We start from the raw sequence: 25,128 nt of genomic DNA on the forward strand, positions 1-25,128 counted from the left end.
TTCTGCTGAGAGTAGAAGGCCATGAAGATCATCCTGCTCGTCGAAGGGGCCCGCCGGACGGTGGAACTCACGGAAGAAGGCGTCACCGTGGGCCGGGGTGACGCGGCGACGGTCAAGATCTCCTCCAATGCGGTCAGCCGGGTGCACGCCCGGTTCTTCCTCAAGGGCGGCCAGGTTCTCGTGCAGGACATGAAGTCCATGAACGGAACGACCTTCCGGGATCTCCCCGTGGTGGACCCCACCCCCCTGAAACCCGGGGACACGGTCCTCCTGGGGGAGGTTCCCGTCCAGTGGGTGGACGAGGAGACGAGCGTCCTGGCCCCGCCCGCCCTGGTCCTCTCCAAGCCGCACACCGAAGCCAAGATCGCCCTGGAGGACCGGGCCTTCGACACCTCCGGCAGCATCATGGTGCCCCATTCCACCCTGGAGGACCTGCTGGCCAAGCATCAGGCGGGCCAGGCGCCGGCCGAGGTGGAGGCGCTCTTTTCCCGGCTGGCCTCCATGGCAGGCAAGCTCCTGGCGGCCGCGGGCCTGGCCGAGCTCCTGGAATCCGTCATGAGTCTCATTTCGGGCCAGATCCCTTGCCAGCGGGGGTTCATCCTCCTGGCCGACCCCACCGGGGACCTGGTGCCCGAGTTCGTCTGGGAGGAGAAGCCGGGCGCCATCACCACCCCCATCAGCCGAACCATCGCCCGAACGGCAATGACGGCCAAGGTCACCATCCTCACCACCGACGCCCGGGTGGACCCCCGTTTCTCGGCGGGGGAGAGCATCAAGATCCACGGCATTTCCTCGGCCCTGTGCGCCCCGCTCATCGTGGACACCCAGGCCCTGGGCGTGATCTACCTGGAATCCAGCCTCAACAAGGGCGGCTTCAAGCGGGAGGACGAGCATCTCCTTTCCGCCATGGCCAATTTCGCCGCCGTGGGCATCCAGCGGGAGCGGGAGACCCGGTTCCGCCAGCGCCTGGAGCGCTACCACAGCCCCCAGGTGGTCAACGAGATCCTCAAGGCCGCCCAGAACCTGGACGCCCCCATCCTCCAGGCGCGCCGCTGCGAGATCTCGGTCCTCTTCGCCGACATCTCGGGGTTCACCCGCATGTCCGAGGGCATGGAGCCCCTGCAGCTGGCCACCATCCTCAACCGCTCCTTCGAGGTCATGACCGACCAGATCTTCATCCGGGGGGGAACCCTGGACAAGTACATCGGCGACGCCATCATGGCCTTCTTCGGGGCCCCGGCGCCGGACCCCGACCACGCGCTCCACGCCGTGGAGGCCGCCAAGGCCATGCAGCAGGGCCTGAAGTTCATGAACGAGAACCGCCCCGCGGGCTACCCCGAGCTGCGCATGCGCATCGGGATCAACAGCGGGGAGGCCTTCGCCGGCGACATCGGCTGCGAGAAGCGCATGGACTACACGGTCATGGGCTCCACGGTGAACCTGGCCTCCCGGCTGGAGAGCAGCGTGGCCGGCCCCGGCCAGATCGCCATCGGCCCGAGGACTGCTGAAATACTGCAGTCAAAAGACTTCGTGCAGCTCAACCCCGTCTCCCTCAAGAACATCGAGCAGGAGGTGCGGCCCTTCCTGGTGCCCTGGGAATGAACCGGGCTGCCTGCGCCTTGGACTTTTCCCCCGCCCGCATGTTGAAATGACCTGTTCCGACTCAAACTCAAGCCGGGAGCCCGCCCCTCCGATCATCATGCATAGGAAGGTCCCCATGTCCTCCGAACGCCGAAACTACCGAAGGATCCCAGGTGGCGCCACCGTGGGCTTCCAGGAGCTCTCCTTCGCCCGGGAGCCGGAGCCCGCCACCAGCGTCTACGGCGACATCTCCGGCGGCGGCCTCCTGCTGAACTCCCCCAGGGAGCTTCCCCTCGAGACCCTCCTGAAGCTGGAGATCCGGGTACCGGGCTGGGGCAGGCACCAGAACCACTTCGGCCCCGCGGCCGAGGCGGACCTGAGGCCCCTGGTGGCCGTCGGGAAAGTCGTCCGGGTGGAACACCTCGAAAGCGGCGAGTATGAACTTGGGGTAAAATTCCTCAACGTATATCCGGATGATCAGGCGGCCCTGATGAAGTTCATCGAGGCCGCCGCAATGGCGGAAGAGAAGTAGGATATTGACCTAAAAGGAGCTCCCTTGAAGATCCTAATCGTGGACGACTCTTCGACGATGCGCCGCATCATCATCAACACCCTTTCCCGCATCGGCTATACCGACGTGGTGGAAGGGGAGCACGGCAAGGCCGGCCTTGAAAAGCTCGCCCAGGGCGGTGTCGAGATGATCATCACCGACTGGAACATGCCGGAGATGGACGGCCTGGAGTTCGTCCAGACGGTGCGCGGCCAGAACAGCACGATCCCCATCCTCATGGTCACCACCAACGCCGCCAAGGAGGACATCGTCCAGGCCCTCCAGGCCGGCGTGAACAACTACGTGGTCAAGCCCTTCACGCCCGAGACGCTCAAGGAAAAGATCGAGTCCCTGCTCGGCTAGACCTCCCAGACCCACTCCTAAGGGGAGGCACCATGGATCAGTCCGAAATCGACGCCCTCATGAAGAACGCGCCGGCCAAGCCCGGCAAGGCCAAGAAGGAGGCCGCGCCCGCCAAGGCGCCGGAGGGCACGGCCCCGGACGCCCAGGGCCACGTGATCTCCGAACTGGACGCCGTCACGGCCGTCACCGAGCGCGAGACCAACAAGGTCATGGACCAGCTGGACCTCATCAGCACCCTGGTGGGCCAGCAGCAGTCCCTGATCACGGGCCTCATGGCCCATCCCTCCGCCCAGGACGCCTCGGTCCAGGAGGCCATCCGCCAGGTCATGGCGGCGGGCAAGGACATCCAGGACAAGGTCTACGAGGCCATGGACCTCATGCAGTTCCAGGACATCACCCGCCAGAAGCTCGAACGCATCGTCCACCACCTGCGCCAGATCCACGACTACATCGTCGACCTCCTGGGCACGGGCCTGAAGAGCGAAGGGGAGCGGGCCTCCATCAGCCGCACCATCGCCACCACCGGCACGACTCCGGACGAGAAGAAGACCCACGCGGATTCGGTGGTCGAGGAATTCAAACGAAGCCAGACCAAGGGATGATCCATGGCAACAGCTGAAGTCCAGGCCAGGCAGGCCCATGAGTTCGTCCCCTCCGGCCAGTTGGTGACCTTCACCCTGGACGGCGTGGAATTCGGTCTGGACATCGACCGGGTCCAGGAGATCACGCCCCGCACCGACATCACGCCCGTTCCCGGCGCGCCCAGCTTCGTCCTGGGCGTGGTGAACCTGCGCGGGATGATCATCCCGGTGCTGGACAGCCGGCTGCGCTTCCACCTGCCCCCCAAGCCCCCCACGGACAAGACCCGCATCATCATCCTGGGCCTGGCGGGACAGCCCACGGGGCTCATGGTCGATTCCGTGGCCGAAGTGGTCAAGCTGGACGACTTCACCCTGCGCGACACCCCGCCCCTGGTGGCCGGCGTGCGCAGCGAGTACCTGGCCGGCATGGTCACCACCGGCGACCGCCTCATCACCCTCATCAACCTCGAGAAGATCCTGGATTCCTCGGAATTCGGCCACCGCGAGGTCCTGGCCGACACCTCCGCCGGCACCTCCACCTTCATGTCCCAGGACGCGGCCGCCGAGCTCGTCGAGGACGAGCTGCCCTACGTCACCTTCACCCTGGGCCGGGAGTCCTTCGGCATCGACCTCAAGCTGGTGGAGGAGATCATCGAGATCCCCACCATCACCAAGGTCCCGGACGCGCCTCCCTACGTCCTGGGCGTCATCTGCCTGCGGGACCAGGTGCTCCCGCTCCTGGACTTCATCCAGCTCCTCCAGGTCGAACCCGCCGAGAACCCCACCGCCGGCGACATGGTCATCCTCCTCAGCTTCGGCGCGGCCAAGCTGGGCATCGTGGTGGACGGCATCCAGGAGATCATCCGGATCCGGGAGGAGGACATCCTCCCGCCCCCCCAGACCCTCAGCGAGCGCGAGAGCCGCGACCTGGAGGGCGTGGTGGTGCGCTCCGACCGCATGGTGAGCCTGCTCAAGGTGCTGGACATCATCACGGGCGAGGACCAGGCCAAGATCGCCGCCATGAGCACCAGCCTCATCCAGGAGACCAAGGAGGACCACGCCGACAGCTTCGAGCTGCCGCTGGTCGTCTTCCGCCTGGGCCCCGAGGCCTACTCCCTGCGCCTCCACGAGGTGCGGGAGATCATCATGGTCAGCAACATCACCCCCGTGCCCCGCGCGCCCTCCTTCATCGAAGGCGTGCTGAACCTCCGGGGCGAGGTCATGCCGGTCATCGACCTGCGCGAGCGCTTCGGACTGGAGCGCCAGGCCGCCACCAACCTGTCCCGCATCGTCATCACCCCCATCGGCGGGGTCTCCACCGGGCTGGTGGTGGATTCCGTGGACGAGGTGAAGTCCGTCGATCAGCGGCGCCTGGAGGAGCCCCCCAAGGTGACCGCCGTGGGCGCCAACACCTTCATCGAGAAGGTGGCCCGCACGGACCAGGGCGTCGTGTTCCTGCTCAACGTCCAACGCCTCCTCACCGATGTGGAGGGCCAGCAGCTGCAGGTCTTCCAGGGAAAGAAAAAAGGCTGAACCATGAGCGAATTCTCCCTGGACGACCCCAGCTTCTATGAAGACTTCCTCGTCGAGGCCGGCGAGCACTTCGAGCTCATCGAGCAGAACTTCCTGACCCTGGAGGAGGCCCCGGGCGACCTGGAGATCCTCAACGCCATCTTCCGGTCCGTGCACACCATCAAGGGGGCCTCGGGCTTCCTGGGCCTGGCCAAGGTCCAGGCGCTGGCCCACATCGGCGAGAACATCCTGGACGACCTGCGCAAGGGCCGCATGAAGGTGAGCCCCGAGGTGATGGAGGTGCTCTTCGAGACCGAGGACACGCTCAAGGTGCTGGTGAACGACGTGGCCGTGAACCTGCGCAAGCAGGGCGCGCCGGCCGATCCCGACACGTCCGGCCTCATCGCCCGCCTCGAGGCCCTCAAGGGCGGCGGGGCCAAGGCCGCGGCCCCGGCCCCCGTGGCAGCCGTATCCGCGGCGGCCAAGGCCCAGGGCCTCCGGGTGCCCCCGGGCCTCGAGGAGATGGACAGCGAGGCCATCCAGGCCGCGGAGGAGGCCCTGGCCCAGGGCGTTCCCGTCATGGCCCTGAAGGTCCGCCTCCTGCCCGAACTCCTGGGCACCCCCTTCAACCCCCTGTCCATGATCTCCATGGTCGACCTGGTCGGCCGCATGATCCACTCGTCCAAGATCATGAAGGACATGGACCTGGACGAGTTCCGTCCCGAGGAGCTGCCTTTCGGCCTCCTCCTTCTGCTCACGCCCGCCGAGACCCCCGAATCCGTGCGCAAGCTCTTCGACGGCGTCAAGTACGTGTCCATCGAGTACTTCGACCTGACCCTGGGCGAGGCGCCCGTGGCCGAGGCGCCCGAGGCCCCCGCCGCCGGCCCCGTGGCCGAGGCCCGCAAGGTCCAGGACAAGCCCCAGGACACCAGCAAGGCCGTGAACGACACCATCCGCGTGAGCCAGGCCAAGCTGGACAACTTCATGAACACCGTGGCCGAGCTGATCATCAGCAAGACCATGATCGCCCATATCGTGGAGCGCCTGGAGGGCGAGGCCCTCACCCCCGGCGCCGACGCGCTGGTCAAGGAGCTGCGCCGCTCCTCGGTCTACCTGGACCAGGTGAGCAAGGAGATCCAGGCCTCGGTGCTGGGCATCCGCATGGTGCCCGTGAAGACCATCTTCACCAAGTTCCCCCGCATGCTCCGCGACCTGGCCAAGGCCTCCGGCAAGAAGATCGAGCTGCAGATGGTGGGCGAGGACACGGAAATCGACAAGAGCCTCATCGAGGAGCTCAGCGATCCCCTCATCCACCTCATCCGCAACAGCGCCGACCACGGCATCGAGATGCCCGACGTGCGCGCGGGTTCGGGCAAGTCCGAGACCGGCACGGTCGTGCTCAGGGCCCGCCACGAAGGCGATTCCGTCCTGGTGGAGATCGAGGACGACGGCAAGGGCATCAACCCCGCCGTGATCCGCTCCAAGGCCGTGGAGAAGGGCATCCTCACGCCCGAGAAGGCCGAGAGCATCACCGACGACGAGGCCATCAACCTCATCTTCCTGCCGGGCTTCTCCACCGCCAAGCAGGTCACCGACATCAGCGGCCGCGGCGTGGGCATGGACGTGGTCAAGTCCAATGTCCGCAAGCTCAACGGCAGCGTCTCCGTCACCAGCTCCGTGGGCCGCGGCTCCATCTTCACCATCAAGCTGCCCCTGACGCTCGCGATCATCGACGCGCTCCTCATGCGCAGCGGCGGCCAGGTCTTCGCGCTCCCGGGCACGGCCGTGGAGGAGACCCTCCTGGTGCCCAAGGAGACCCTCAGCCACCTCACCCGCCGCAAGGCCATCAACCTCCGGGGCGAGGTGCTGGGCGTCACCCGCCTCAGCGACCTGCTGCACTTCAAGCAGAGCTCCGTCGAGCTGCTGGAGGACGAGGAGCTGCCCGTGGTGGTGGTCTCCACCGGCGGCCGGCGCATGGGCGTGATCGTGGACGCCTTCCTCCGCCGCCAGGAGATGGTGATCAAGCCCCTGGCCCCCTACCTCGCCAGCCTCCCGGGCATTTCCGGCGCCAGCATCATGGGCGACGGCGGGGTCGTGCTGATCCTCGACCCGGCCGAGCTCCTCATGCTCGCCGTCCAGGAGGGCCTGTGAGCCTTGCCGCGGCGACCGGGGTCCCCCACGAACCGGCGGCTGGAGCCGTCCGGGAGGGGCAGTACCTCAGTTTCGAGCTGGCCGGCCACACCTACGCCGTGCCCCTGGCCCAGGTGGCGGAGATCACCCCCCACCGGGACCTGAACCAGATCCCCCACATGCCCCGGAGCGTCGAGGGACTGCTGGACCTGCGCGGCCAGTCCATCCCCGTCATCAACCTGCGCCTGCGCATGGGCATGGAGCCGCTGGCTTCCGAGCTCTCGCTCAACATCATCGTCCTGGACATGGGGTCCTCCAGCAACGTGGGCCTCCTGGTGGACCGGGTCGCCTCGGTCGTGGAGGCCACGCGCGAGCAGATGGTGCCCGCCAGCGCCCTCCTGGCCGGGCCCGACGGGGCCTGGGTGCAGGGCTTCATCGTGCAGGAGGAGCGCATCACGGCGCTCCTGGACAGCCGCCTCATCACCACCTTCCACACCTCCCGGTCCCACGGCCTGGGCCTCCACCAGGGCCACGACGTGGAGCAGGCCCTGGACGCCGGCCTGCAGGAGCTCATCGCCGCCGCCCCCTTCCGGGTCGAGTCCGACGCCAGCCGGATCATCCCCCAGATGGAGGAGGCCATCTCCCACACCGAGCAGGAGATGGAGAAGGTGCTGGAGAAGGTCGAGACCATGCTGGCCGACACCGACAAGTGCTTCCAGGGCCTGGTGCGGCTCAAGCAGGAGGCCGGCCTGGGCCACATGAAGGGCCTGGAGGCCGTGCTGGCCCAGGTTGAGGCCCTGGGCACCCGGATGCAGGACGAGGTGTTCGAGCTCATCCAGAAACTGCAGTACCAGGACATCGCCCGCCAGAAGCTGGAGCGCGTCCTGAACCACATCCGCGGCCTCCAGATGATCGTGGGCTCCAAGTTCCGGGACACCGGCCTGAAGGCCTGACTTGGGCGAATGGCCAATCCGCGCCATGATGGAGGGGTATCGCTGGAGCCTGACGTGGACCATCCCCTTACCGAAATCCGCCACCTGAAGCAGCACATCGGCCAGACCGTGACCCTCCGCGGGTGGGTGCGCAACGCCCGGACCAGCAAGACGCGGTTCATCGACCTGCGGGACGGCTCGGGCTTCGTGCAGTGCGTCGTGGGCGCCGCCGAAGCCGATCCGGAGAGCTACGAACTGGCCGGCAGGCTCACCCAGGAGGCCGCCATCGTCCTGGAGGGCCGGGTCCAGCAGCACCCGAAGACCGGCGAGCCCGAGATCCTGGCCACCAAGGTGACGCTCATCGGCGACAGCGTGGACTACCCCATCACCCCCAAGGAGCACGGCACCGCCTTCCTCATGGAGAACCGGCACCTCTGGCTGCGCAGCAAGCGGCAGTGGGCCATCCTCCGCGTGCGCCACACCATCGCCAAGGCCATCCGGGACTTCTTCGACGGCGACGGCTTCACCCTCCTGGACGCCCCCATCCTCACGCCCAGCGCCTGCGAGGGCACCTCGAGCCTGTTCGGCACCCAGTACTTCGACGAGGGCATGGCCTTCCTCTCCCAGTCCGGCCAGCTCTACCAGGAGCCCGGACTCGCCGCCTTCGGCAAGACCTACTGCTTCGGCCCCACCTTCCGCGCCGAGAAGAGCAAGACCCGCCGGCACCTCACCGAGTTCTGGATGGTCGAGCCCGAAGTGGCCTTCGCCCACCTGGAGGACGTGATGGTCCTGGGCGAGCGCATGACCAAGTTCATCCTCCAGCGGGTCCTGGAGGGCCGCCGCGAGGAGCTGGCCATCCTGGAGCGCGACCTGGCCCCCCTGGAGACCGCCCTGTCCACCACCTTCGACCGCATGACCTACACCGACGCCGTGGCCCGGCTCAAGGAGCTGGGCTCGGACATCAACTGGGGCGAGGACTTCGGCAACGACGACGAGACCATCCTCATGAACGCCACGGACCGCCCCCTCTGGGTCCACCGTTTCCCCAAGTCCTTCAAGGCGTTCTACATGGAACCCGATCCCCTGGACCCCAAGCTGGCCCTCGGCGCCGACCTCCTGGCCCCCGAAGGCTACGGCGAGGTCATCGGCGGCGGCGAGCGGGCCTCGAGCCTGCAGTACCTCCTGGACCAGATCGCCCACGAGGGCCTGGACCGCTCGGACTACGAGTGGTACCTGGACGTGCGCAAGTACGGCAGCGTCCCCCACGCCGGCTTCGGCCTGGGCCTGGAGCGGGCCGTGGCGTGGATCTGCAAGCTCCCCCACGTGCGCGAGACGGCGCCCTACCCCCGGATGATGGGCACGATCAGGCCCTGACCCGCGCGCTTCAGCGCCGGTCGCCCTTGAACCGGGTCTCGGTGAGGAACCGCTCGATCTGCCGGCGGTGGCGCAGCACATGCACGATGGCGTGCTCGATGAGCTGCTCCATGTCGTAGATCCGGCCCGAGCGCGCCGTGATGCGGGCGTTCTTCACCACGTCCCCGGAAAGGTCCCACCGGCCCTCGAAGGTCTCGGCCATGGTGAAGGCCATGGTCTGCAGCTCGTGGAGGGCGTCCAGGGGAGTCGCCACCACGTAGTCCGGCAGCACGAAGGGCACGTCCAGGGCTCCCCGGATCCGCTCCGTGTACCCGTAGCCGGACCGCACCACGTGCTCGACCACGGTGCGGATGGAGCGGCAGTCCTCGTCGGCGGTCTCCCGGTCCCGCACCACGTCGTAGTTCACCTGGGTGAGGGGGCCGACGAGCTGGACCAGGTCGCGAACGGCCCGGTCCAGTTCATCCATCATGGCGCCCAAAGGGCCCGGCCTACGGACGATCGGTTTCACGGGAGCCTCCGGATGTCTGGATATCAGAGTTGCATCACCACGCCGGGCAATCCCTGCAAGGCCGCCCTCAGGGGCGCCTCGGCCCGCTCGTGGGGCAGGGTCACCCAGAAGGTGAAGCTGGTATAGGCGCCCTTCCGGTTGGCGGAATGGGCCTGGTCCACGGCGGGCTGGGGGCCCAGGTGCTCCAGGATCAGGGCCGCCATGCGCAGGGGATCCATCTCGGCGCCGCGGCCGATGATCTTCAGGGGCACCCTCTGGGGGAAGTCCTGGGCGGGGCGGGGGCAGCTGTCCATTCCCGGATTATAGCCTCACTTCGCCGCGGGCTTCGGGGCCTCGAAGAAGCCCACCAGCAGGAGGTTGAGTTCCACCTGCTGCTTCAGGCTGATCTTCGCGGCGATGCTGTCGGCCCCCACCCCGAAGGCCAGGCGGTCCAGGGGCACCGTGGCCCGGTACGACCAGGTCTGCTTGCCCGCCCCGTTCATGCCTTCGGAAGCCGTGAAGGGAATGTCCAGCTCCTGGCTCTTGCCGTGCATGGTGAGGGTGCCGCGCACCGTCACCTTGTCCCCTTCCCGGGTCACCTTGCTGGAGGTGAAGGTGATGGCCGGGTACTTCGCCGCGTCGAAGAAGTCCGCTGAGCGCAGGTGGTTGTCCCGGCTGGTGTTGGCCGTATCGACGGAGGCCGTCTCGATGTCCAGCTGGACCTGGGCGTCGGCGGGGCTGGCCGGGGTGCCCTTGATCTGCAGCTTGTACCGGTCGAACCGGCCGGGCACGTCGAACAGGACGGTCTGGGCCTTGAAGCCCAGGACGGTGTGGGTGGTGTCCACCCGGAAGACCTGGGGTTCGGCCGCAAGGAGGCCGGAGGCGAGGGCGAGACCCAGGAGGATGCGGGATGGCATGGTCGACTCCAAGTGGTGGGAGCCCCCCGAATGGGGATGAGCCCCTGTTGATAGTCCTTGGGTGCGGCGGCCTCCGGGGACGTGACCGGAAATATGTGGAAACCTCAGATTCCAAGGGAACGGATCTTGGAAACAAGGCAGAATATATACAAAACTTCCTATTCACTCCCCGGATGCCCGCCCCATGAACTGGACTGCCTGGATCGCCAGCAAGCATGCACTCCTGGTGCACCTGCCCATCGCGGCGGCGCTCATGATCCCCCTGCCCATCATCGCAGCCCAGCGGGGCGGCCGGGGGATCCGCCCCTGGTGGACCACCTGCCGCTACCTGGCCTGGATCGGCACCGTGGGCTCCATCCTGGCCCTGGCCAGCGGCTTCTACCTGGCCCGCGCCCACGGGAACCTCGCCGCCGGGGCCTTCTGGGGCCCCGCCACCGCCGGGATGCCCTACCTGTTCCGGGTCCACGAGATCGGGGGCGCCGCCTCCGTGGTCCTGGGCGCCCTGTGCCTCAAGTCCCTCTACCGCCGCCGGCAGGAACACCAGGGCATCGGGTTTCCGGCCCTGCTCGCGGGCCTGGCCTGGTGCTTCGCGGCCTACCTCTCCTCGTATTCCGGCGCGGTCATGGTGGGCCAGCATCCGGCCCCCCAGCTCCTGGTGGCCCCCCCCAGGCTTCCCGAAGCCAAGCCCGCGCCCGCCCCGGCACCCCCGCCCGTGGCGGCGGAGGCCCCCCGGGATCCCGAGGCCCAGGCCCCCCTGCGGGCCCTGGACTACCTGGCCCTTCGGGGTCTCCACAGCGAGCCGGTGAAGTCCGGGCCCCACGGCAACCGCTGGATCCGCGTGTGGGTGAATCCGGAAGCCGAGCAGGCCTACCGGGCCGGCGAGAAGCTTCCCCCCGGCTCCCTGGTGGTCATGAGCACCCTGGAGGACCGCTGGGGCCGCCCCGGCTTCGACCAGGGCCCCCTTTACGCCCTCGAGACGGACAAGGACGGCACCCCCCGGCTCACCTTCTACTGGCCCCAGGTGCCCGAGGCCCGCAGGGCCGAGACGCAGGGAGCCGCCAGCGCCTACTGGCGCGGGAACGACCCGGGACTGGCCTCCTGCCGGTCCTGCCACGCCGGCGGCGCGGCCCCGAAGAAGGACCGCAGCGTCTGGGTGGTCCCCCGCAAGCCCAAGGTCGAGGCCCCGGCGGTCCAGCCCTAGCACTACTGTGTCATAAGTATTGACAGCCTCCCCGCCCTGCCTATCCTATAGGCTAGGGCTACCTATGGTTGAGACTGCCGAAAGCCGTGCGCGTTTCGATGCCTACGCCGGATTACTGGCGAAGGCGGCCGGCCATGCCGATCGCCGTGAGCCAATGGCGCTCTATTGCCAGGGTTTGATCCTGCCCGGGGATCGAAAAAGCGTTGAGCCGATGGCAGCGCGGTTGGACCCGGTGCACGTCCAGGCCCGGCACCAATCCTTGCACCACCTGGTGGCTCAAGCGGGTTGGAGTGATGACGCGGTTCTCCGGGTGGCCCGGGACTATGCTCGCGAAGCCATGGAGATCCAGGGGCCGATTGAAGCCTGGATTGTCGATGACACAGGTTTCCCCAAAAAGGGGACGCACTCGGTTGGCGTGGCCCATCAGTATTGCGGGCCATTCGGAAAGACCTCCAATTGCCAATGCGCCGTGAGCTTGTCCATGGCCTCCCGCTGGAGCAGCGTGCCCGTGGCGTTCCGGTTGTATCTTCCGGAGGCCTGGGCCAAGGACATGGAACGCCGTGCCGAGGCCGGTGTTCCCGAGGCGGTTGTCTTTCAGCCCAAATGGCAAATTGCGCTCGCCCTCATTGATGGTCAGCGCACGGACAAGGAACCTGACCTGCCCGTGCTGGCTGATGCGGGCTACGGCGACATTTTCGGTTTCAGGGAAGGGTTGACGGAACGGCACCTCGTCTACGCAGTGGGGGTCAGCAAAACCACGACCGTCTGGGCGAACGGCAATGGGCCGCTGCCCCCCAGAAAACCCGGCGGAAAGGGACATCCGGCCAAGAGACTGAGGAGGGATGATGAGCATCAGCCCGAGACGGTCAAAGCCCTGGCGGAGGCCCTGCCCAAGGCCGCCTGGGCGAAGGTGCCGTGGGGAGAGGGAACCCGGGGCATCATGGAATCCCGGTTCGCGGCGCTGCGCGTTCGTCCCGCTCATCGAGACAACACTCGAGCGGAAATGCACCCGGAGGAGTGGTTGTTGATTGAGTGGCCCGAATCCGAGCAGGAGCCCACCAAGTATTGGTTTTCGACCCTGCCAGAGGCCACGCCACTCCGGCAATTGGTCCGGGTCACGAAACTGCGCTGGCGGATCGAGCGGGACTACCAGGAGATGAAAGACGAACTCGGCCTGGACCACTATGAGGGCCGTGGATGGCGGGGATTCCACCATCACTTGAGTCTATGCGCCGCCACGTATGCCTTCATTGTGGCGGAACGAAGCCGCCTTTCCCCCCCTACGATCCAATCCATCTTTGGCTTCATTCACGCACCACCCCAGCCCGCCCCCCTTCCCAGAGGACACCGCGCCCTTCCGCCCTGAGCGGCATTCGCCCTATTCCATAACGACGCTACGTCGAAGGCTGGAGCGGATTCTCGTGGGTTCTCTCGCCTACTGTCCGACATGTGGGAAAAACCAAGGCGCCAATGTTATGACACAGTTGTGCTAGTGTAGGCCGCCAGAAGAACAGGTAACACCTTGTCCCCCCCCCTTCGCCTCGGGTCCAGTTCAGGGCTTGGTGTTGACGAGTCGCTTGATGCCCCCATCCTTGAGGGGCCAGTTATGAAAATTGATCAGCAGGCCCACTTCGAAATTTGCAAAGTGGAGGCAGCTATTCAGTTGGGCGAAGTCGGCATCCGAAAACTTCGCAATGGCCTTCGCCTCGACGACCACCTTGTGGTCCACCACGATATCCATGATGTAGGCATTCTCGACGCACAATTCCTTGTAGGTGATGTCGAGGTGAACCTCGCGTAGGGCCTCGTGTCCGGCCAACCTGAGTTCATGGGCGAGGCAAGCCTTGTAGGCATTTTCCAGGAGTCCAGGCCCCAGAACTATCTGCACCCTGATGGCAGCGAGGATGATGGCTTCGGTGATATCTCGATGGGGATAGTTGTCGCCCCAATCTTCGCCCCAATGCCGACCCATGACTTCCTCCTTCGGGTCAGGAGTGCGCTCAATCACGCCGGGACGTTCAGGCCAGAATTCTTTCCTCGGTATCCTCGGCCTCCTCGGCGCCTCGGCGATGGGCTTTTCGACGGGTGCTTCGGCGCATGTAATCTTTGCGCCGACTGATACTTGAGAAAGCCATCGCCGAGGCGCCGAGGAGGCCGAGGATACCGAGGAAAAGAAAAAGGCAGGTTCGCCGTCAACCCTTGGCAGAGGCCGTCCGAATGGCCGCGAGGGCCTGCCGTGCTCGTGTCACCTTGGCGAGGATATCGTTCGCGGACGCGGTCCAAACAAATGGTTTCGGAGCGGCATTGTGTCTCGCGATATAGGTGTGGATCGCTGCTTCGAGTTCCGGGACGGATCTGAAAATACCCCTTCGGATGCGGTTCTCCGTGATGTCTCGGAAAAATCGCTCCACCATGTTCAACCACGATGAACTGGTGGGGGTGAAGTGAACGTGGACCCTCGAATGGCCTTTCAACCAGCTTTTGACCGCCGGATGTTTGTGGGTGGCGTAGTTGTCGCAAATGATGTGCAGAGCGAGTCGCTTCGACGTACCCCGCTCAAGCCGCTTGAGGAACTTCAGCCACTCCTCATGGCGATGACGTGGCATCGTGGCCGAGATCACCGTACCATCCAGCGTGTTCATGGCCGCAAAGAGGGTGGTCGTTCCATTGCGCTTGTAGTCGTGCGTCATGGTGCCGCAGCGACCCTTCTTCATCGGTAGGCCAGGCTGAGTCCGGTCCAGGGCCTGAATCTGGCTCTTCTCATCTACGCTCAGCACGATGGCATGCTCCGGAGGGTCCAGATACAGGGCCACGATGTCCACCAACTTCTCTTCGAAATGAGGATCGTTGCTTAACTTGAAACCAACGGTGCGGTGCGGCTTGAGGCCATTCTGACGCCAAATGCGTCCCACCGTGCTCTCGCTCACCCCGGTGGCCTGCGCCATGGAGGCCCGGCTCCAGTGCGTGGCATTGACGGGCTGTTCCTGCGTCGTCTTATGGAGCACCTCTTGCCCCTTCAAAGCAATCACCCAAGACTTCCGGCCTCGACCTGGGCGTTCCCTCTCGAGGCCATCGAAGCCCGCTTCCTCCCATCGCTTGAGGCATTGCCAAGCAGTCCGATGATCACAGCCCAAAGCCTGGCCGATGTCACGAAAGGACTCGCCAGAAGCTCGATGAAGAACAATCTTGGCCCGCAGGACGCTGCGCGCAGGCAAGGTCCGGCTCCGCGCCATTTCCTCAAGGCGTCTGAATTGCTCCACAGTTAGATCAACTCGCCCCACTTGCGCCAAAGTTCTCACCTGCCGCTTGGATGCGACGAGCTGTATTGGCGTTACAGGTATTTCTGGCGGCCTACACTAGGAGTCTGTCTACGTAATAGGAGGCCCCGCGATGATGGCACCGGGGCTAGCAAATCAAGGAAGGCGAGGAAAGCCGCAGCGGGACTGCGGTTGACGAGCCTGACGCAGAGTTGCTGGCCCCGCTGCCATCACCCGAAGGGCGGCGCCCAGAAGCGCGCTTATCGTGTGCAAGTCCCTTGAAGGATTGACCTAATCCTCCTGCGGGCCTTGCGCTCGATAATCACGCTTCTGGGCGCCGTCGCGGGGCCTCCTATTACGTAGACAGGCTCCTAGCGCGTCTCGCCGGCCTTGAACTCCACCCAGGGCTGGGTGGGGCGGCTGGGCATGATACCCGTCAGCCATTCGAACTGCGGGTGGTCCGCCAGGAATTTCGGCGCGTCGAAGGGCATGCCGCAGGCGCTGCCGAAGCGCCCGGCGAAGGCCATCCGCCGGGCCATGGCCGCGTCCAGGACCTTGCCGTCGGTGGTGCCCGAGGGATCGAAGGGCGCATCCCCCGGGGACTCGGCTTCCAGCTCGAAGTGGCCGCAGAGGGTGCGGCCCCCGGGGTGCTCCTCCCGGCGCGAGACGTCCCAGTGGTCCGCCTCGAAGGCCTTGGCGAGGGTAACGTCGATCTTCCCCCGGTGCTGGGCCATGAGCTGGCGCCACCGAAGGCGCCGGGCCACCTTGGACGCGTTGATGTCGGTCTCCCGGGTGGTGGTCTCGAAGCGCAGGATCCGCGGATCCTCGGCGATGTTGGAGCCGGTGAAGAAGCCGTCCGTCTTCCGCTCGAAGCCCACGTAGCGCAGGCCCAGCTCCAGGCGCGCGATCTCCTTGCGGTTGATGTCGCCCAGCAGCCACGCGTTGGCGTAGCCGCCGTTGTTGCCGGTCTTCATGACCGCGCACCAGCTGTCGATGCCGTCGGCGTACTGCGTGGCGCGGCGCATGCGGGCGAATTCCGGGATCCCGCCGGCCTCGTAGGGCTGGAAGTCGCCGATGGTGGTCTCCGTGCCCACGAGCCCCGCGTCCGTGACGAAGAAGTCGGTGCCGCTGTGGATCCAGCCCGGGACGCCCTGCATGAGGATGCGGTGGCCCTTGTCGGGCACGATGTCCAGCACCAGGTTGGTCTGGGGGTCCTGGTACCCGCTCATGTTGTTGTGGCCCATGACGAGCCCGCCGCCGGCGGTGTAGGAACCTATGGCGATGAAGGCGCTGCAGGATTCCTTAACGTGCGGCTCGGGCTTCGCGTCGCGGATGCGGGCCAGCTCCTGGGGCCACCAGTAGCCGGAGAGTTCCGTGGAGCCGTTGTAGACGGCGAGCTCGTCCCGGGTGGTGGCGACGCCCGCCGCCCCGAGCCCCTCGGCCATGCCGGCGAGCTCCTCGAGGTTCTCGGGGTCGATGCCGGGCACGAAGAACGCCCTGGCCTTCTCCACCAGGCCCGCCCAGGGGGTGGCGGTCTGGCGCTCCCAGCCCTTCCGGATGGAGTTGATGCCCCCCTCGATCTCGCGCGCCAGCAGGTACCCGTGCTGGAAGCCCCGGGCCCGGGGCCCGCCCTCCAGGTGCAGGTAGATCCAGCCGGCCCGCTCGAAGCGGCTCCCCTTGGCGCAGAGCGCCTTCTGGGCGTCGGTGAGCGGCGCCGCCAGGAGCGGGACGCAGGCGAAAGCCAGCAGCATGCGCATTCTCATTCCTCCCCTGCGAGCACTTCCCTGGGCTTGCCGGCGCCGCGGTCACCGCCGATGATGCCCTCGTCCTCCATGCGGTCGATGATGCGGGCCGCGCGGCCGTAGCCGATGTTCAGCTTGCGCTGGAGCAGGCTCGTGGAGGCCTTGCGCTCGCGCTTGACCACCGCCACCGCCCGGTCGTAGATGTCGTCGCCGGCGGACGCCACCTCCTCCGTGCCGCCCAGGGCCAGTTCGTCCTCGGTCTCCATGGCGCAGAGCAGGGCCCGGTTGTAGTCGGGGCGCCCCCGCTCCTTGAGCCACTCCACCAGGCGCAGCGTCTCCTCCTCGGTGAGCAGCGGCGCGTGGATGCGCTTGGGGCGCGCGTTGCCGGGGGCCAGGAAGAGGGCGTCGCCCTTGCCCAGCAGCTGCTCGCCGCCGCCCGAATCCAGGATGGTGCGGCTGTCGATCTTCGTGTTCACGCGGTAGCTCAGGCGGCTGGGGAGGTTGGCCTTGATCACGCCGGTGACGATGTCCACGGAGGGGCGCTGGGTGGCGAGGATGAGGTGGATGCCCACGGCCCGGGCCTTCTGGGCGATGCGGGCGATGCTCTCCTCCACTTCGGCGCGGCAGACCATCATGAGGTCGGCCAGCTCGTCGATGACCACCACCACGTACGGCAGGTGCTCCAGCACCGGGGGCCGCTCGGGCCAGCGCGGGTTCGGGGTGCGGTCGCTGATGTCGATCTGGCCTCCGGCCTCCACGACCTTGGCGTTGAAGCCCTCGAGATTGCGCACCGACAGCAGGGCCAGGCGCTTGTAGCGGTCCTCCATCTGGGACACCACCCACTTCAGGACGCGGCCGGCCTCCTTCATGTCGGTGACCACCGGGGCCCACAGGTGCGGGATGTCCTCGTAGATGCCCAGCTCCACCATCTTGGGGTCCACCAGGATGAGCTTGACCTCGCTGGGCATGGCCCGGAGCAGGAGGGAGCAGATCATGGCGTTGACGCCCACGCTCTTGCCGCTGCCGGTGGAGCCGCCGATGAGCAGGTGGGGCATCTTGGCGAGGTCGGCCACCACGGGGTGGCCCGCCATGTCCTTGCCCAGGGCCAGCGTCAGCAGGCTGCGGGCGTCCTTCTGGGAGGGGTCGCGGAAGGCCGGGCTGTCCACCACCTCCCGAAAGCTGATGACCTCCCGGTGGCGGTTGGGCACTTCGATGCCCACCAGGTTGCGGCCCGGGATGCGGTCGATGCGGACCTTCTCGGCCTGGAGGCCCAGGGCCAGGTCCTCCTCCATGCTCAGCACCTTGGCCACGGGAACGCCGGGATCCGGCTGGAACTCGTAGACCGTCACCACCGGACCCGGCTGGAGGCCGGTGACCGTGCCCTTGACCTTGAACTCGGTGAACTTGGCCTGCACCAGGGCCCGCGTCGCCTCCAGCAGGGCCATGTCCTGGCGGTGCTCGGCCTGGGGCGGGTCGAAGAGGCGCCTGGGCGGGAGTTCCAGGCGGTCCACGATTCCGGGCCCCGCATCCTCCTCGGGCGCGGGCTTTTGCGCGGCCGGCTTGGACGGGGCGGGCTTGGGCTTGGGCCTGGGCGCGGGCAGGGACGGCAGGGGGTGCACCGGGGTGGGCTCGGTGAGGCCCAGGGGCTGCTGCTCCATCACGCGGCCGTAGGCGTCCTTCTCCACCTTGGGGGCCACCAGGGGGGCCTTGGGCGGGGGCGGGGGGGGCAGGTTGCGCAGGAGCAGGGGGGGCGGAAGGGGTTCGGCCGGGGTTCCGTACCGCTCGGCGATGAGGATCGCCGGATCCTCGGGGATGTCCTCGGGGCCCACGTCCAGGTGCAGCGAATGGATGACGGGGAGGTCCAGGTCCCCGCCGCGGTTGTTCTTGCGGTAGGAGGCCGAAGCCTCCACGGCGCGGGCCATGGCGTCGATGCCCTCCTGCTCCTGCCGGTGGCGTTCCGATTCCCGGGCCATGTCGAGCGCGTCCTGGGCGTCCAGGTCCGGCACGTCGCGCTGGGCCGACACGCGCAGGAAGGGGCGCCTGATCATCTCGATGAACTTGCGCGCGCCCTTCGCGGGCAGCGGCTTGAACCAGGGCAGGGCGCTCTTCCCGAGCCAGCCCGCGACCACGTTCCCGGCGCTCCGCGCCAGCACCGGCGCCAGGAGCATCACGGCCAGCGCGATGAGCAGCGCCAGCACCAGCGGGAGCCCCACGGGCCCCAGCAGCCTGCGGCAGGGGGGCCAAAGGGTCTGCCCCAGCCAGCCTCCCCAGCGCAGCGCGATGACCTGCGAGGCGTCCCCGTGCCAGAGGCGGGGCCCCAGACCCCCGAGGAGCGTCCACACGGAGAGCGCCAGGGCGGCCCAGGCGATGCGCCGGGGCCAGAGCGTGGCGCCCGAGGGGAAGCATTCCCAGAGGATGTACGCCGGCACGAGCCAGGAGCCCGCGCCCACCAGGGTCTGCAGCGTCCCGGCGAGAAGGGCCCCGAAGGTGCCGCACAGGTTGTTGATGGGCATGCCGACGCCGCCCTGGGAGAAGGGGTGGGGATCCAGCGGATGGTAGCTCAGGAGGGACAGACCCATCACCAGGGCGAAGGCCCCTGCCAGAACTCTGAGCAGGATCCTGCCCATACCTTTCACGCTTCCTCCGGTCATGGATACTGAGTCTAGCGCAGGAGGGCCACGCGCCGGACGGGTTCCCACCTGGGTTTGCCGAGGCCCTTCACGTAGTCGCCGATGGGGACGAAGTGCCAGCCGTCCTGGAGGGCCCGGTCCAGGAAGGGCCCCAGCACCTGGCCCGGGCGGTCGCCGCTGGGCCTGCCGGAACCCAGGTGCATGAGCACGATGAGCCCGTCCCCGTCCTGCTTCTCCATGCGCGCCCGCAGCTTGTCCAGGATGGCGTTGCCGGTGCGGTAGAGCCTGCGTTCCTTGACCGTGGCCCAGTCCAGCGTGTCGGCGCCCTCGCTCCAGCCCACGTGGCGGTAGCCCAGCTCCTCGGCCCACTTCCGGATCTCGGCCGTGTGCTCCCCGTAGGGCGCGCGCCAGACGGGGTCCATGGGCCGCCCCAGCAGGCGGAACAGGGCCCGGTCCGCGTCCAGCAGCTCCTGCTGGACGCGCTCGCGGGTCCACCTTGGATCGCGGCGCATGCCGGGGGCCATGTGCGGGTGGGTGAGGGTGTGGTTGCCGATCTCGTGGCCGTCCCGGTCGATGCGCCGCACCAGGTCCGGGTATTTGCGGATGAAGTCGCCCGTGAGGAAGATCGTCGTGCGGATGTTGCGGGCCTTGAGGGCGTCCAGCACGTCCAGCGCCACTTCGGAGGTGGAGCCCCCGTCGAAGGTCATGCAGATGCGGCGGTCCCCCTTGGGACCTCGGAGGACGTTGGCGCCTTCGCCCGCCCCGGGCCAGGCGGAGGCTTCAGGGAGCTTCACCGGGGGAGGCACCGCGGGCCTGGCCGAGGGGGAGGGCGTGGCGGGCACGTTGGAGGTGGAACGGGCGACGATCACCGGGGCCGGGGCCACGCGGGGCGGCACCTTGGGGTTCGGCGGCGGCTCCAGGCGGGGCCTGGGCGGCGGGGGCTGCGCGGGCGGGGCCTGGGTGGGCGCGGCGGGCCTGGGTGCGGGCGCGGGAGCCGGGGGCGCCTGCTGGGTCGGCATGGGCCGGGCAGGAAGGGTTCCCGTGGAGCGGACGGGGGAGGGCTTCTCCTGGGGCGGAGCCACCGGCACGGCCTGGGGGCGGGGCGGCGGCGGGACCTGGGAACGTTGGGCGCCGCCTCCGGACACGGAAAGGGGAGGCTGGACGGGGAAGGGGGTCGGACGGGCGGGTTCCGGGCGTACAGGCGGCCTGGCCGAGGCCGCACCGGGCGTGGACGCGGGCGGCTGCGCCGGGGTGGGAACCGGACGGGCAGGTTCCTGCCGGGCCGCGGGCCGGGCAGGGGTTGGAAGGGCCTCGGGGGGCGGAGCCACGGGGGCCGCGGCGGGGCGGCCCGGAGCCGGGGGCGGGCCGGACCGCTGGGGCGCGGCCTCGGGGATGGGCACCGGCGCGGCCGCCCGGGTCCGGGGCGGAGGCGTCTTGTCGAACTCGAATTTCATCAGCAGCTTGCCGCCTGCCCGCAGCTCGGCGACCTCGCCCGGGGGCGGCCGGAGCAGCTCCCAGCGCACGGGGCCGAAGGGCAGGGACCGGGTCTCGTTCAGGGTGGTGCCCTTGAGGGTCACCTCCACGGGATCCTCCACCTCGCCGGTGATCACCACCAGGCCACCCACGAAGTGCCAGCTCCAGGGGTCCAGCACCAGGGCCATGGACGGGGCCGGAGGGGGCGGCGGCGGAGGCGGCTCCCGGCGGCAATGGAGCAGGGCCAGCCCCGCAAGGACCGGCGCGAGGCGCAGGCAGCCGGAGGCCGGCCCGCCCCTCACCGGGCTTCCCGGGAGCAGGAGGCCCAGTAGTTGGCCTTTTCCCGCACCTTGACCCGCGCCACGCCGAGGCCCGCGGCCTCCAGGCAGCGGAAGAGGTCCTGCGCCAGGAGCTCGGCGGTGGGATTCCGGCCGGCCAGGGTCTCCTGCTGGTTCAGGAGCGAATAGTCCATGCGGGCCACCCAGGCGTCCAGGGCCGGGCCCGGGTCCTCGCCGGCGGCGCAGGCCACCTCCGCCTCCCAGTTGTGGCCGTGGCGGGCCTCCACGAACCCGGGGAGGTCGTGGAAGTGGTCGGCCACGAAGGGCCGGCGGACGGATTGGAGGAAGGTCCCCATGTCCCATTCTATCCAGGTTCCCGCCCCTTGAAATCCTCGCGATGGCCGGGCCCGCCCGCCGCTGGCATCATGGAGGGTGGGCCTGCCGGCCCGTTGGAGGATGGATGCGCGGGTTGCCAGCATTCCTGACCGCACTGCTGCTCATGGCCTGCAGCGCAGTCCAGGCACAGTCCCTGAAGGGGTTCGATCCCGAGCGGGACGTCCAGGTGGTCCTGCGCAAGGGCGCCGTGGTGGTCACCGTGCCCCAGGGCGCGCACCTCAAGGCCTCCTTCATGTCCGTGGCCCTCAAGGAGGGCGCCAAGGGCACCCTCAAGGCCGGCCCCATGCCTCCGACGAGGGAAAAGGACGAACTGGGCGACGGCATCTGGCACGACCGGGTCGTCATCCCCGTGGCCGGCGAGGGCCTCAAGGGCGACGTGGAGCTGGTGGTGGAGTACCAGCCCTGCACCGAGGGCCAGGGCGGGGTATGCTTCCCGCCCACCGACAAGGTGCTGAAGGTGAAGGCCACGGAGATCCCGGCCCTGGCGGGCAAGGCCCCCGCGGCCGCCGATCCCGCTCCGGTCCCGCCGGCCGAAGCGAAGGCCCCGGCCCCGCCCGCTCCGGCTCCGGCCCCCGCCGCCTCCCCCGCCCCCGCCTCCCGGGAGAACCTCTTCCTGATCTTCCTCGGCGTGTTCGCCGCGGGGCTCCTGGCCTCCCTCACCCCCTGCGTGTTCCCCATGATCCCCATCACCATGGCCGTCATCGGGGCCAAGGGGGGCGGCAAGGCCAGGGGCTTCGCCCTGTCCATCGCCCTCGTCCTGGGCATGGCGGTCACCTACACGACCCTGGGCGTGGTGGCGGCCCGCACCGGCGCGGCCTTCGGCGCCTTCGCCCAGAGGCCGGCCTTCCTCGTCCCGGTGGCCGTCATCTTCGGCCTGTTCGCCCTGAGCCTGTTCGGCGCCTTCGAGATCCGCCTCCCCGACGCCCTCCAGCAGAGGCTCCAGGGCAGCGGCTCCCGCAAGGGCTTCCTGGGCGCGTTCCTGGTCGGACTGGTGCTGGGGCCCCTGTCGGCGCCCTGCGTGGGCCCGGTCATCGGCACCGTGCTCCTGGCCATCGCCCTCAAGGGGGATGTCCTGCTGGGCGCCGCCGAGCTGTTCACGTTCTCGCTGGGCATGGGCGTGCTGTTCGTGATCACGGGCACCTTCACCGCCGCCCTGCCCCGGTCCGGCGACTGGCTGGAGAAGCTCAAGCAGTTCATGGGCCTCCTGGTCCTGGGCTTCGCGGTGTGGGTGGTGCGCCTGATCCTGCCGCTGTGGATCGACTTCGCCCTCTGGAGCCTCGTGCTGCTCATCGCCGCCTCCTTCCTGGGGGCGTTCCAGCCCGCCGCGACCCTCGCCGCCGGGGTGCGCAAGGGCCTGGGCATCCTGGCCCTGGCCATCGGCGTCCTCCTGGGCGTGCTCGCCACGGCCGCGGGCTTGGACCTGAAGCTCCCCGCCGCGGCCGCGCCGGCCGCCGGGGCCGCCCAGACCTGGCTCGAACAGGACCTGGAAGGCGCCCTGGCCAAGGCCAAGGCAGGCAACAAGGTGGTCCTGGTGGACATCTACGCCGACTGGTGCGCCCAGTGCAAGGAACTGGACGAGAACACCTGGCCCGATCCCGCCGTGGCCTCCTGGATCCGGGAGAACGCCGTGGCCATCCGCATCGACACGGACCGGGTCCGCAAGGACCTGGCCGGCAAACTGCAGATCCGCAGCTACCCGACCGTGATCCTGCTCGATGCCGAAGGGCGCGAGCTCCGGCGCTCCATGGGCTTCCAGAAGCCCGGCGAGATGCTGAAGTTCCTCAAGGGCTAGGAGCTCCACGCAATTGGAAACAGGCTAGATGCCGAACTGCCGGAAGTGGTGGTCCAGGTGCTTGAACAGCAGCCTTCCCCACTGGTCCTGGCTGAGGGTCCCGAAGAAGGGGTGCTTGACGTCCCCGATGGCGGAAGGCCCCGCGGAGAAGGTGTGGAACTGCGTAAGGAAGCGCGCCTTCTCCACCTGGAATTCCTTCGGTTCCACGATCCGGAACTCCGTGGCGGTGGGGGCGCCGGGCCTGAAGGGCGTGTCGTTGTAAGCCAGGCGCTTGAAGATCCAGCCGAAGAGGGCGGGAAGGCCGGATTTCACGGGCAGTTCCCCGGTGGCCATGCGCATGGCCCCGGTGCAGTGGGCCAGCATCTGCGCGGCGTCCATGCGGCCCCACAGGGCGGGGGCGGAGGGCTGCAGGGCCTGGAGCCGGTTCAGCAGGCCGGCCTGGACACTGTGCTCGAAGAAGTTCTTCATGGCGTGGCCTCCAGGAGATCGTGAAGCTGCCTGAGTGCGTCTTCCGTCCGGCTGAGGTACCAGGTGAAGGCCCTGCCGTCCACCAGGCGCACCTCGGCGCCGCCCAGGCGCCGGGCCAGCTCGTCGCGGTGGCGGCGGGTGAAGCGGTAGGGTTCGCTGGGCAGCAGCACCACCTGCGGCGCCAGGGCCTCCAGGTCGGCGTCGGCCAGCACGGGGTAGCGGTCCGGGCCCACGGGGAGGAGCCCCGCCTGGCGTGCCAGGTCCGATACGTAGGTGTCGGGGCCGGCGCTCATCCAGGGGTCCTTCCAGATGAGGGTGAGGGTCCGGCGCCCCTTCTTCCGCACGGGGCGCAGCAAGGCCTTCAGGGAGGCCTCCCGGGCCCGGCCGGCCTCGGGCGCGCCCACGGCATCGCCCAGGAGGCGGAAGGCCCGGAGGCAGTCCTTCAGGGACCGGATCTCCAGCACCAGGAGGGGCACGCCGGCCGCCTCCAGGGCCCGGGCGGCCTCCAGCGTGTTCTCGTCCCGCTCCAGGATCACCAGGTCCGGGCGCTGGGACAGGATGCGGGGGAGGTCGGGGTTCTTGGTGCCGCCCATGGGGGGCACGGTGTTGCGGATCCAGGGCGGCTCCACGCAGAAGGTGGTGCGCCCGGCCAGGCGCGATGCCAGGCCCCACTGGGTCAGCAGCTCCGTGACGCTGGGCACCAGGGAGATGATGCGCATGGGGCCCGCGCCCAGGGCCGCTGGCGCGTCGGCGGGCGCGGCCTTGCCGGTGGAGGCGGCCGAACCCAGCGTCCGCCCCGTGTGGGGGTCGGCCATGCGTCCCATGCCGGTGGGGCAGAGGTCCCGCACGACGCAGCCGGCGCAGTCCGGCTTGCGCGCGTCGCACACCCGCCGGCCGTGGAGGATGAGCTGGTGGTGCACGTCGATCCACTCCTCCCGGGGGAACCGGCGGCACAGGTCGGCCTCCACCTTCTCGGGGGTGCTGCCCTCGGAGAGGCCCAGGCGGCGCGCCACCCGGAAGATGTGGGTGTCCACGGGCAGGGCCGGGATGCCGAAGGCGTTCGACAGCACCACGTTGGCGGTCTTCTGCCCCACGCCGGGCAGCGCCGAGAGCGCCTCCAGGGTGTCGGGCACCACGCCGCCGTGCCGTTCCAGCAGCGCCATGGCCATGGCCTTGAGGTTCCGGGCCTTGTTGTGGAAGAACCCGGTGGAGCGGATGAGCCCCTCCAGCTCCTCCAGGTCCGCCGCGGCCATGGCCGCGGCGTCCGGGAACCGCAGGAAGAGCGCCGGGGTGGTGATGTTCACCCGGGCGTCCGTGCACTGGGCGCTGAGCACGGTGGCCACCACCAGCTGGAAGGGGTCCAGGTGGTCCAGGGCGCAGCGGGCGTCGGGGTAGGCCGCCTTCAGCCGGTCCGAAAGGGGGGAGTTGGAGGGGGCCTTCCTTGCCATGCCACCAGCTTAACCC

The 25,128-nt window shown here is 68.4% G+C and carries 22 protein-coding genes; 11 read left to right on the forward strand and 11 right to left on the reverse strand.

Annotated elements, in window-relative coordinates:
* The first annotated feature begins 21 nt into the window (after positions 1-21).
* From RAH40_RS14045 to asnS, 8 genes are all read left to right on the forward strand, one after another.
* On the forward strand, positions 22-1,602 hold the full coding sequence (locus RAH40_RS14045; RefSeq protein ID WP_306598181.1) for an adenylate/guanylate cyclase domain-containing protein: 1,581 nt from the start codon (positions 22-24) through the stop codon (positions 1,600-1,602).
* A gap of 115 nt (positions 1,603-1,717) precedes the next feature.
* A complete protein-coding gene (locus RAH40_RS14050; protein ID WP_306598182.1) occupies positions 1,718-2,113 on the forward strand; it encodes a PilZ domain-containing protein in 396 nt (131 codons plus the stop codon).
* A gap of 24 nt (positions 2,114-2,137) precedes the next feature.
* Positions 2,138-2,494, forward strand: coding sequence for a response regulator (locus tag RAH40_RS14055; RefSeq protein ID WP_306598183.1), 357 nt, complete (start codon positions 2,138-2,140; stop codon positions 2,492-2,494).
* A gap of 32 nt (positions 2,495-2,526) precedes the next feature.
* Positions 2,527-3,096: a hypothetical protein gene (locus RAH40_RS14060; protein WP_306598184.1), complete on the forward strand. Its 570-nt coding sequence runs from the start codon at positions 2,527-2,529 to the stop codon at positions 3,094-3,096.
* A gap of 3 nt (positions 3,097-3,099) precedes the next feature.
* Positions 3,100-4,608, forward strand: a complete 1,509-nt coding sequence (locus RAH40_RS14065; protein WP_306598186.1) for a chemotaxis protein CheW — start codon at positions 3,100-3,102, stop codon at positions 4,606-4,608.
* A 3-nt stretch (positions 4,609-4,611) separates the two neighbouring features.
* Positions 4,612-6,738 (forward strand): chemotaxis protein CheA, encoded by a 2,127-nt coding sequence (locus RAH40_RS14070; protein WP_306598187.1) that lies wholly within the window; start codon positions 4,612-4,614, stop codon positions 6,736-6,738.
* Positions 6,735-7,670, forward strand: a complete 936-nt coding sequence (locus RAH40_RS14075; RefSeq protein ID WP_306598188.1) for a chemotaxis protein CheW — start codon at positions 6,735-6,737, stop codon at positions 7,668-7,670. The genes RAH40_RS14070 and RAH40_RS14075 overlap by 4 nt, the downstream gene beginning before the upstream one ends.
* Positions 7,671-7,724: 54 nt before the next feature.
* Complete coding sequence (asnS, locus tag RAH40_RS14080) at positions 7,725-9,023, forward strand: asparagine--tRNA ligase (RefSeq protein ID WP_306598190.1); 1,299 nt, start codon at positions 7,725-7,727, stop codon at positions 9,021-9,023.
* Between the two features lie 10 nt (positions 9,024-9,033).
* On the opposite strand, the gene RAH40_RS14085 is transcribed toward asnS, so the two are convergent.
* From RAH40_RS14085 to RAH40_RS14095, 3 genes are read right to left on the reverse strand one after another with little or no spacing between them, the layout of a single operon-like run.
* Positions 9,034-9,531 carry a DinB family protein gene (locus RAH40_RS14085; protein WP_306598191.1) on the reverse strand — a complete coding sequence of 166 codons (498 nt, stop codon included), beginning with the start codon at positions 9,529-9,531 and terminating at the stop codon, positions 9,034-9,036.
* A 23-nt stretch (positions 9,532-9,554) separates the two neighbouring features.
* The gene (locus RAH40_RS14090; RefSeq protein WP_306598192.1) at positions 9,555-9,824 is read right to left on the reverse strand and encodes a DUF493 family protein; all 270 of its coding nucleotides are present in this window, start codon (positions 9,822-9,824) and stop codon (positions 9,555-9,557) included.
* Between the two features lie 15 nt (positions 9,825-9,839).
* A complete protein-coding gene (locus RAH40_RS14095) occupies positions 9,840-10,427 on the reverse strand; it encodes a YceI family protein (protein ID WP_306598193.1) in 588 nt (195 codons plus the stop codon).
* Positions 10,428-10,611: 184 nt separating this feature from the next.
* Between RAH40_RS14095 and RAH40_RS14100 the strand changes: the two genes are divergently transcribed.
* Together RAH40_RS14100 and RAH40_RS14105 are read left to right on the forward strand one after the other, a co-directional pair.
* Positions 10,612-11,628, forward strand: coding sequence for a hypothetical protein (locus tag RAH40_RS14100; protein WP_306598194.1), 1,017 nt, complete (start codon positions 10,612-10,614; stop codon positions 11,626-11,628).
* A gap of 64 nt (positions 11,629-11,692) precedes the next feature.
* Entirely contained in the window at positions 11,693-12,994 is a 1,302-nt protein-coding gene (locus tag RAH40_RS14105; RefSeq protein WP_306598195.1) for an IS701 family transposase, read from the forward strand.
* A 186-nt stretch (positions 12,995-13,180) separates the two neighbouring features.
* Here RAH40_RS14105 and RAH40_RS14110 read toward each other — a convergent pair whose 3' ends face one another.
* From RAH40_RS14110 to RAH40_RS14135, 6 genes are all read right to left on the reverse strand, one after another.
* Positions 13,181-13,600 (reverse strand): GxxExxY protein, encoded by a 420-nt coding sequence (locus RAH40_RS14110; RefSeq protein ID WP_306598196.1) that lies wholly within the window; start codon positions 13,598-13,600, stop codon positions 13,181-13,183.
* Between the two features lie 220 nt (positions 13,601-13,820).
* The gene (locus RAH40_RS14115; RefSeq protein WP_306597910.1) at positions 13,821-14,861 is read right to left on the reverse strand and encodes an IS630 family transposase; all 1,041 of its coding nucleotides are present in this window, start codon (positions 14,859-14,861) and stop codon (positions 13,821-13,823) included.
* 395 nt (positions 14,862-15,256) lie between these two features.
* Positions 15,257-16,648 carry a C45 family peptidase gene (locus tag RAH40_RS14120; RefSeq protein ID WP_306598197.1) on the reverse strand — a complete coding sequence of 464 codons (1,392 nt, stop codon included), beginning with the start codon at positions 16,646-16,648 and terminating at the stop codon, positions 15,257-15,259.
* A complete protein-coding gene (locus RAH40_RS14125; protein WP_306602302.1) occupies positions 16,645-19,254 on the reverse strand; it encodes a DNA translocase FtsK 4TM domain-containing protein in 2,610 nt (869 codons plus the stop codon). The genes RAH40_RS14120 and RAH40_RS14125 overlap by 4 nt, the downstream gene beginning before the upstream one ends.
* Positions 19,255-19,289: 35 nt before the next feature.
* A complete protein-coding gene (locus RAH40_RS14130) occupies positions 19,290-21,032 on the reverse strand; it encodes a polysaccharide deacetylase family protein (RefSeq protein WP_306598198.1) in 1,743 nt (580 codons plus the stop codon).
* On the reverse strand, positions 21,029-21,364 hold the full coding sequence (locus RAH40_RS14135; RefSeq protein ID WP_306598199.1) for a 6-carboxytetrahydropterin synthase: 336 nt from the start codon (positions 21,362-21,364) through the stop codon (positions 21,029-21,031). The genes RAH40_RS14130 and RAH40_RS14135 overlap by 4 nt, the downstream gene beginning before the upstream one ends.
* Positions 21,365-21,468: 104 nt before the next feature.
* Here RAH40_RS14135 and RAH40_RS14140 point away from each other — a divergent pair, with 104 nt between their 5' ends.
* On the forward strand, positions 21,469-23,196 hold the full coding sequence (locus RAH40_RS14140) for a protein-disulfide reductase DsbD (RefSeq protein ID WP_306598200.1): 1,728 nt from the start codon (positions 21,469-21,471) through the stop codon (positions 23,194-23,196).
* 24 nt (positions 23,197-23,220) lie between these two features.
* On the opposite strand, the gene RAH40_RS14145 is transcribed toward RAH40_RS14140, so the two are convergent.
* Both RAH40_RS14145 and nth read right to left on the reverse strand, forming a co-directional pair.
* Entirely contained in the window at positions 23,221-23,664 is a 444-nt protein-coding gene (locus tag RAH40_RS14145; protein WP_306598201.1) for a DUF1569 domain-containing protein, read from the reverse strand.
* Complete coding sequence (nth, locus tag RAH40_RS14150) at positions 23,661-25,112, reverse strand: endonuclease III (RefSeq protein ID WP_306598202.1); 1,452 nt, start codon at positions 25,110-25,112, stop codon at positions 23,661-23,663. Before nth ends, RAH40_RS14145 begins: the two co-directional genes overlap by 4 nt.
* Between the last annotated feature and the right edge of the window lie 16 nt (positions 25,113-25,128).

Source organism: Geothrix sp. 21YS21S-2, from assembly GCF_030846775.1.
Classification (GTDB): domain Bacteria; phylum Acidobacteriota; class Holophagae; order Holophagales; family Holophagaceae; genus Mesoterricola.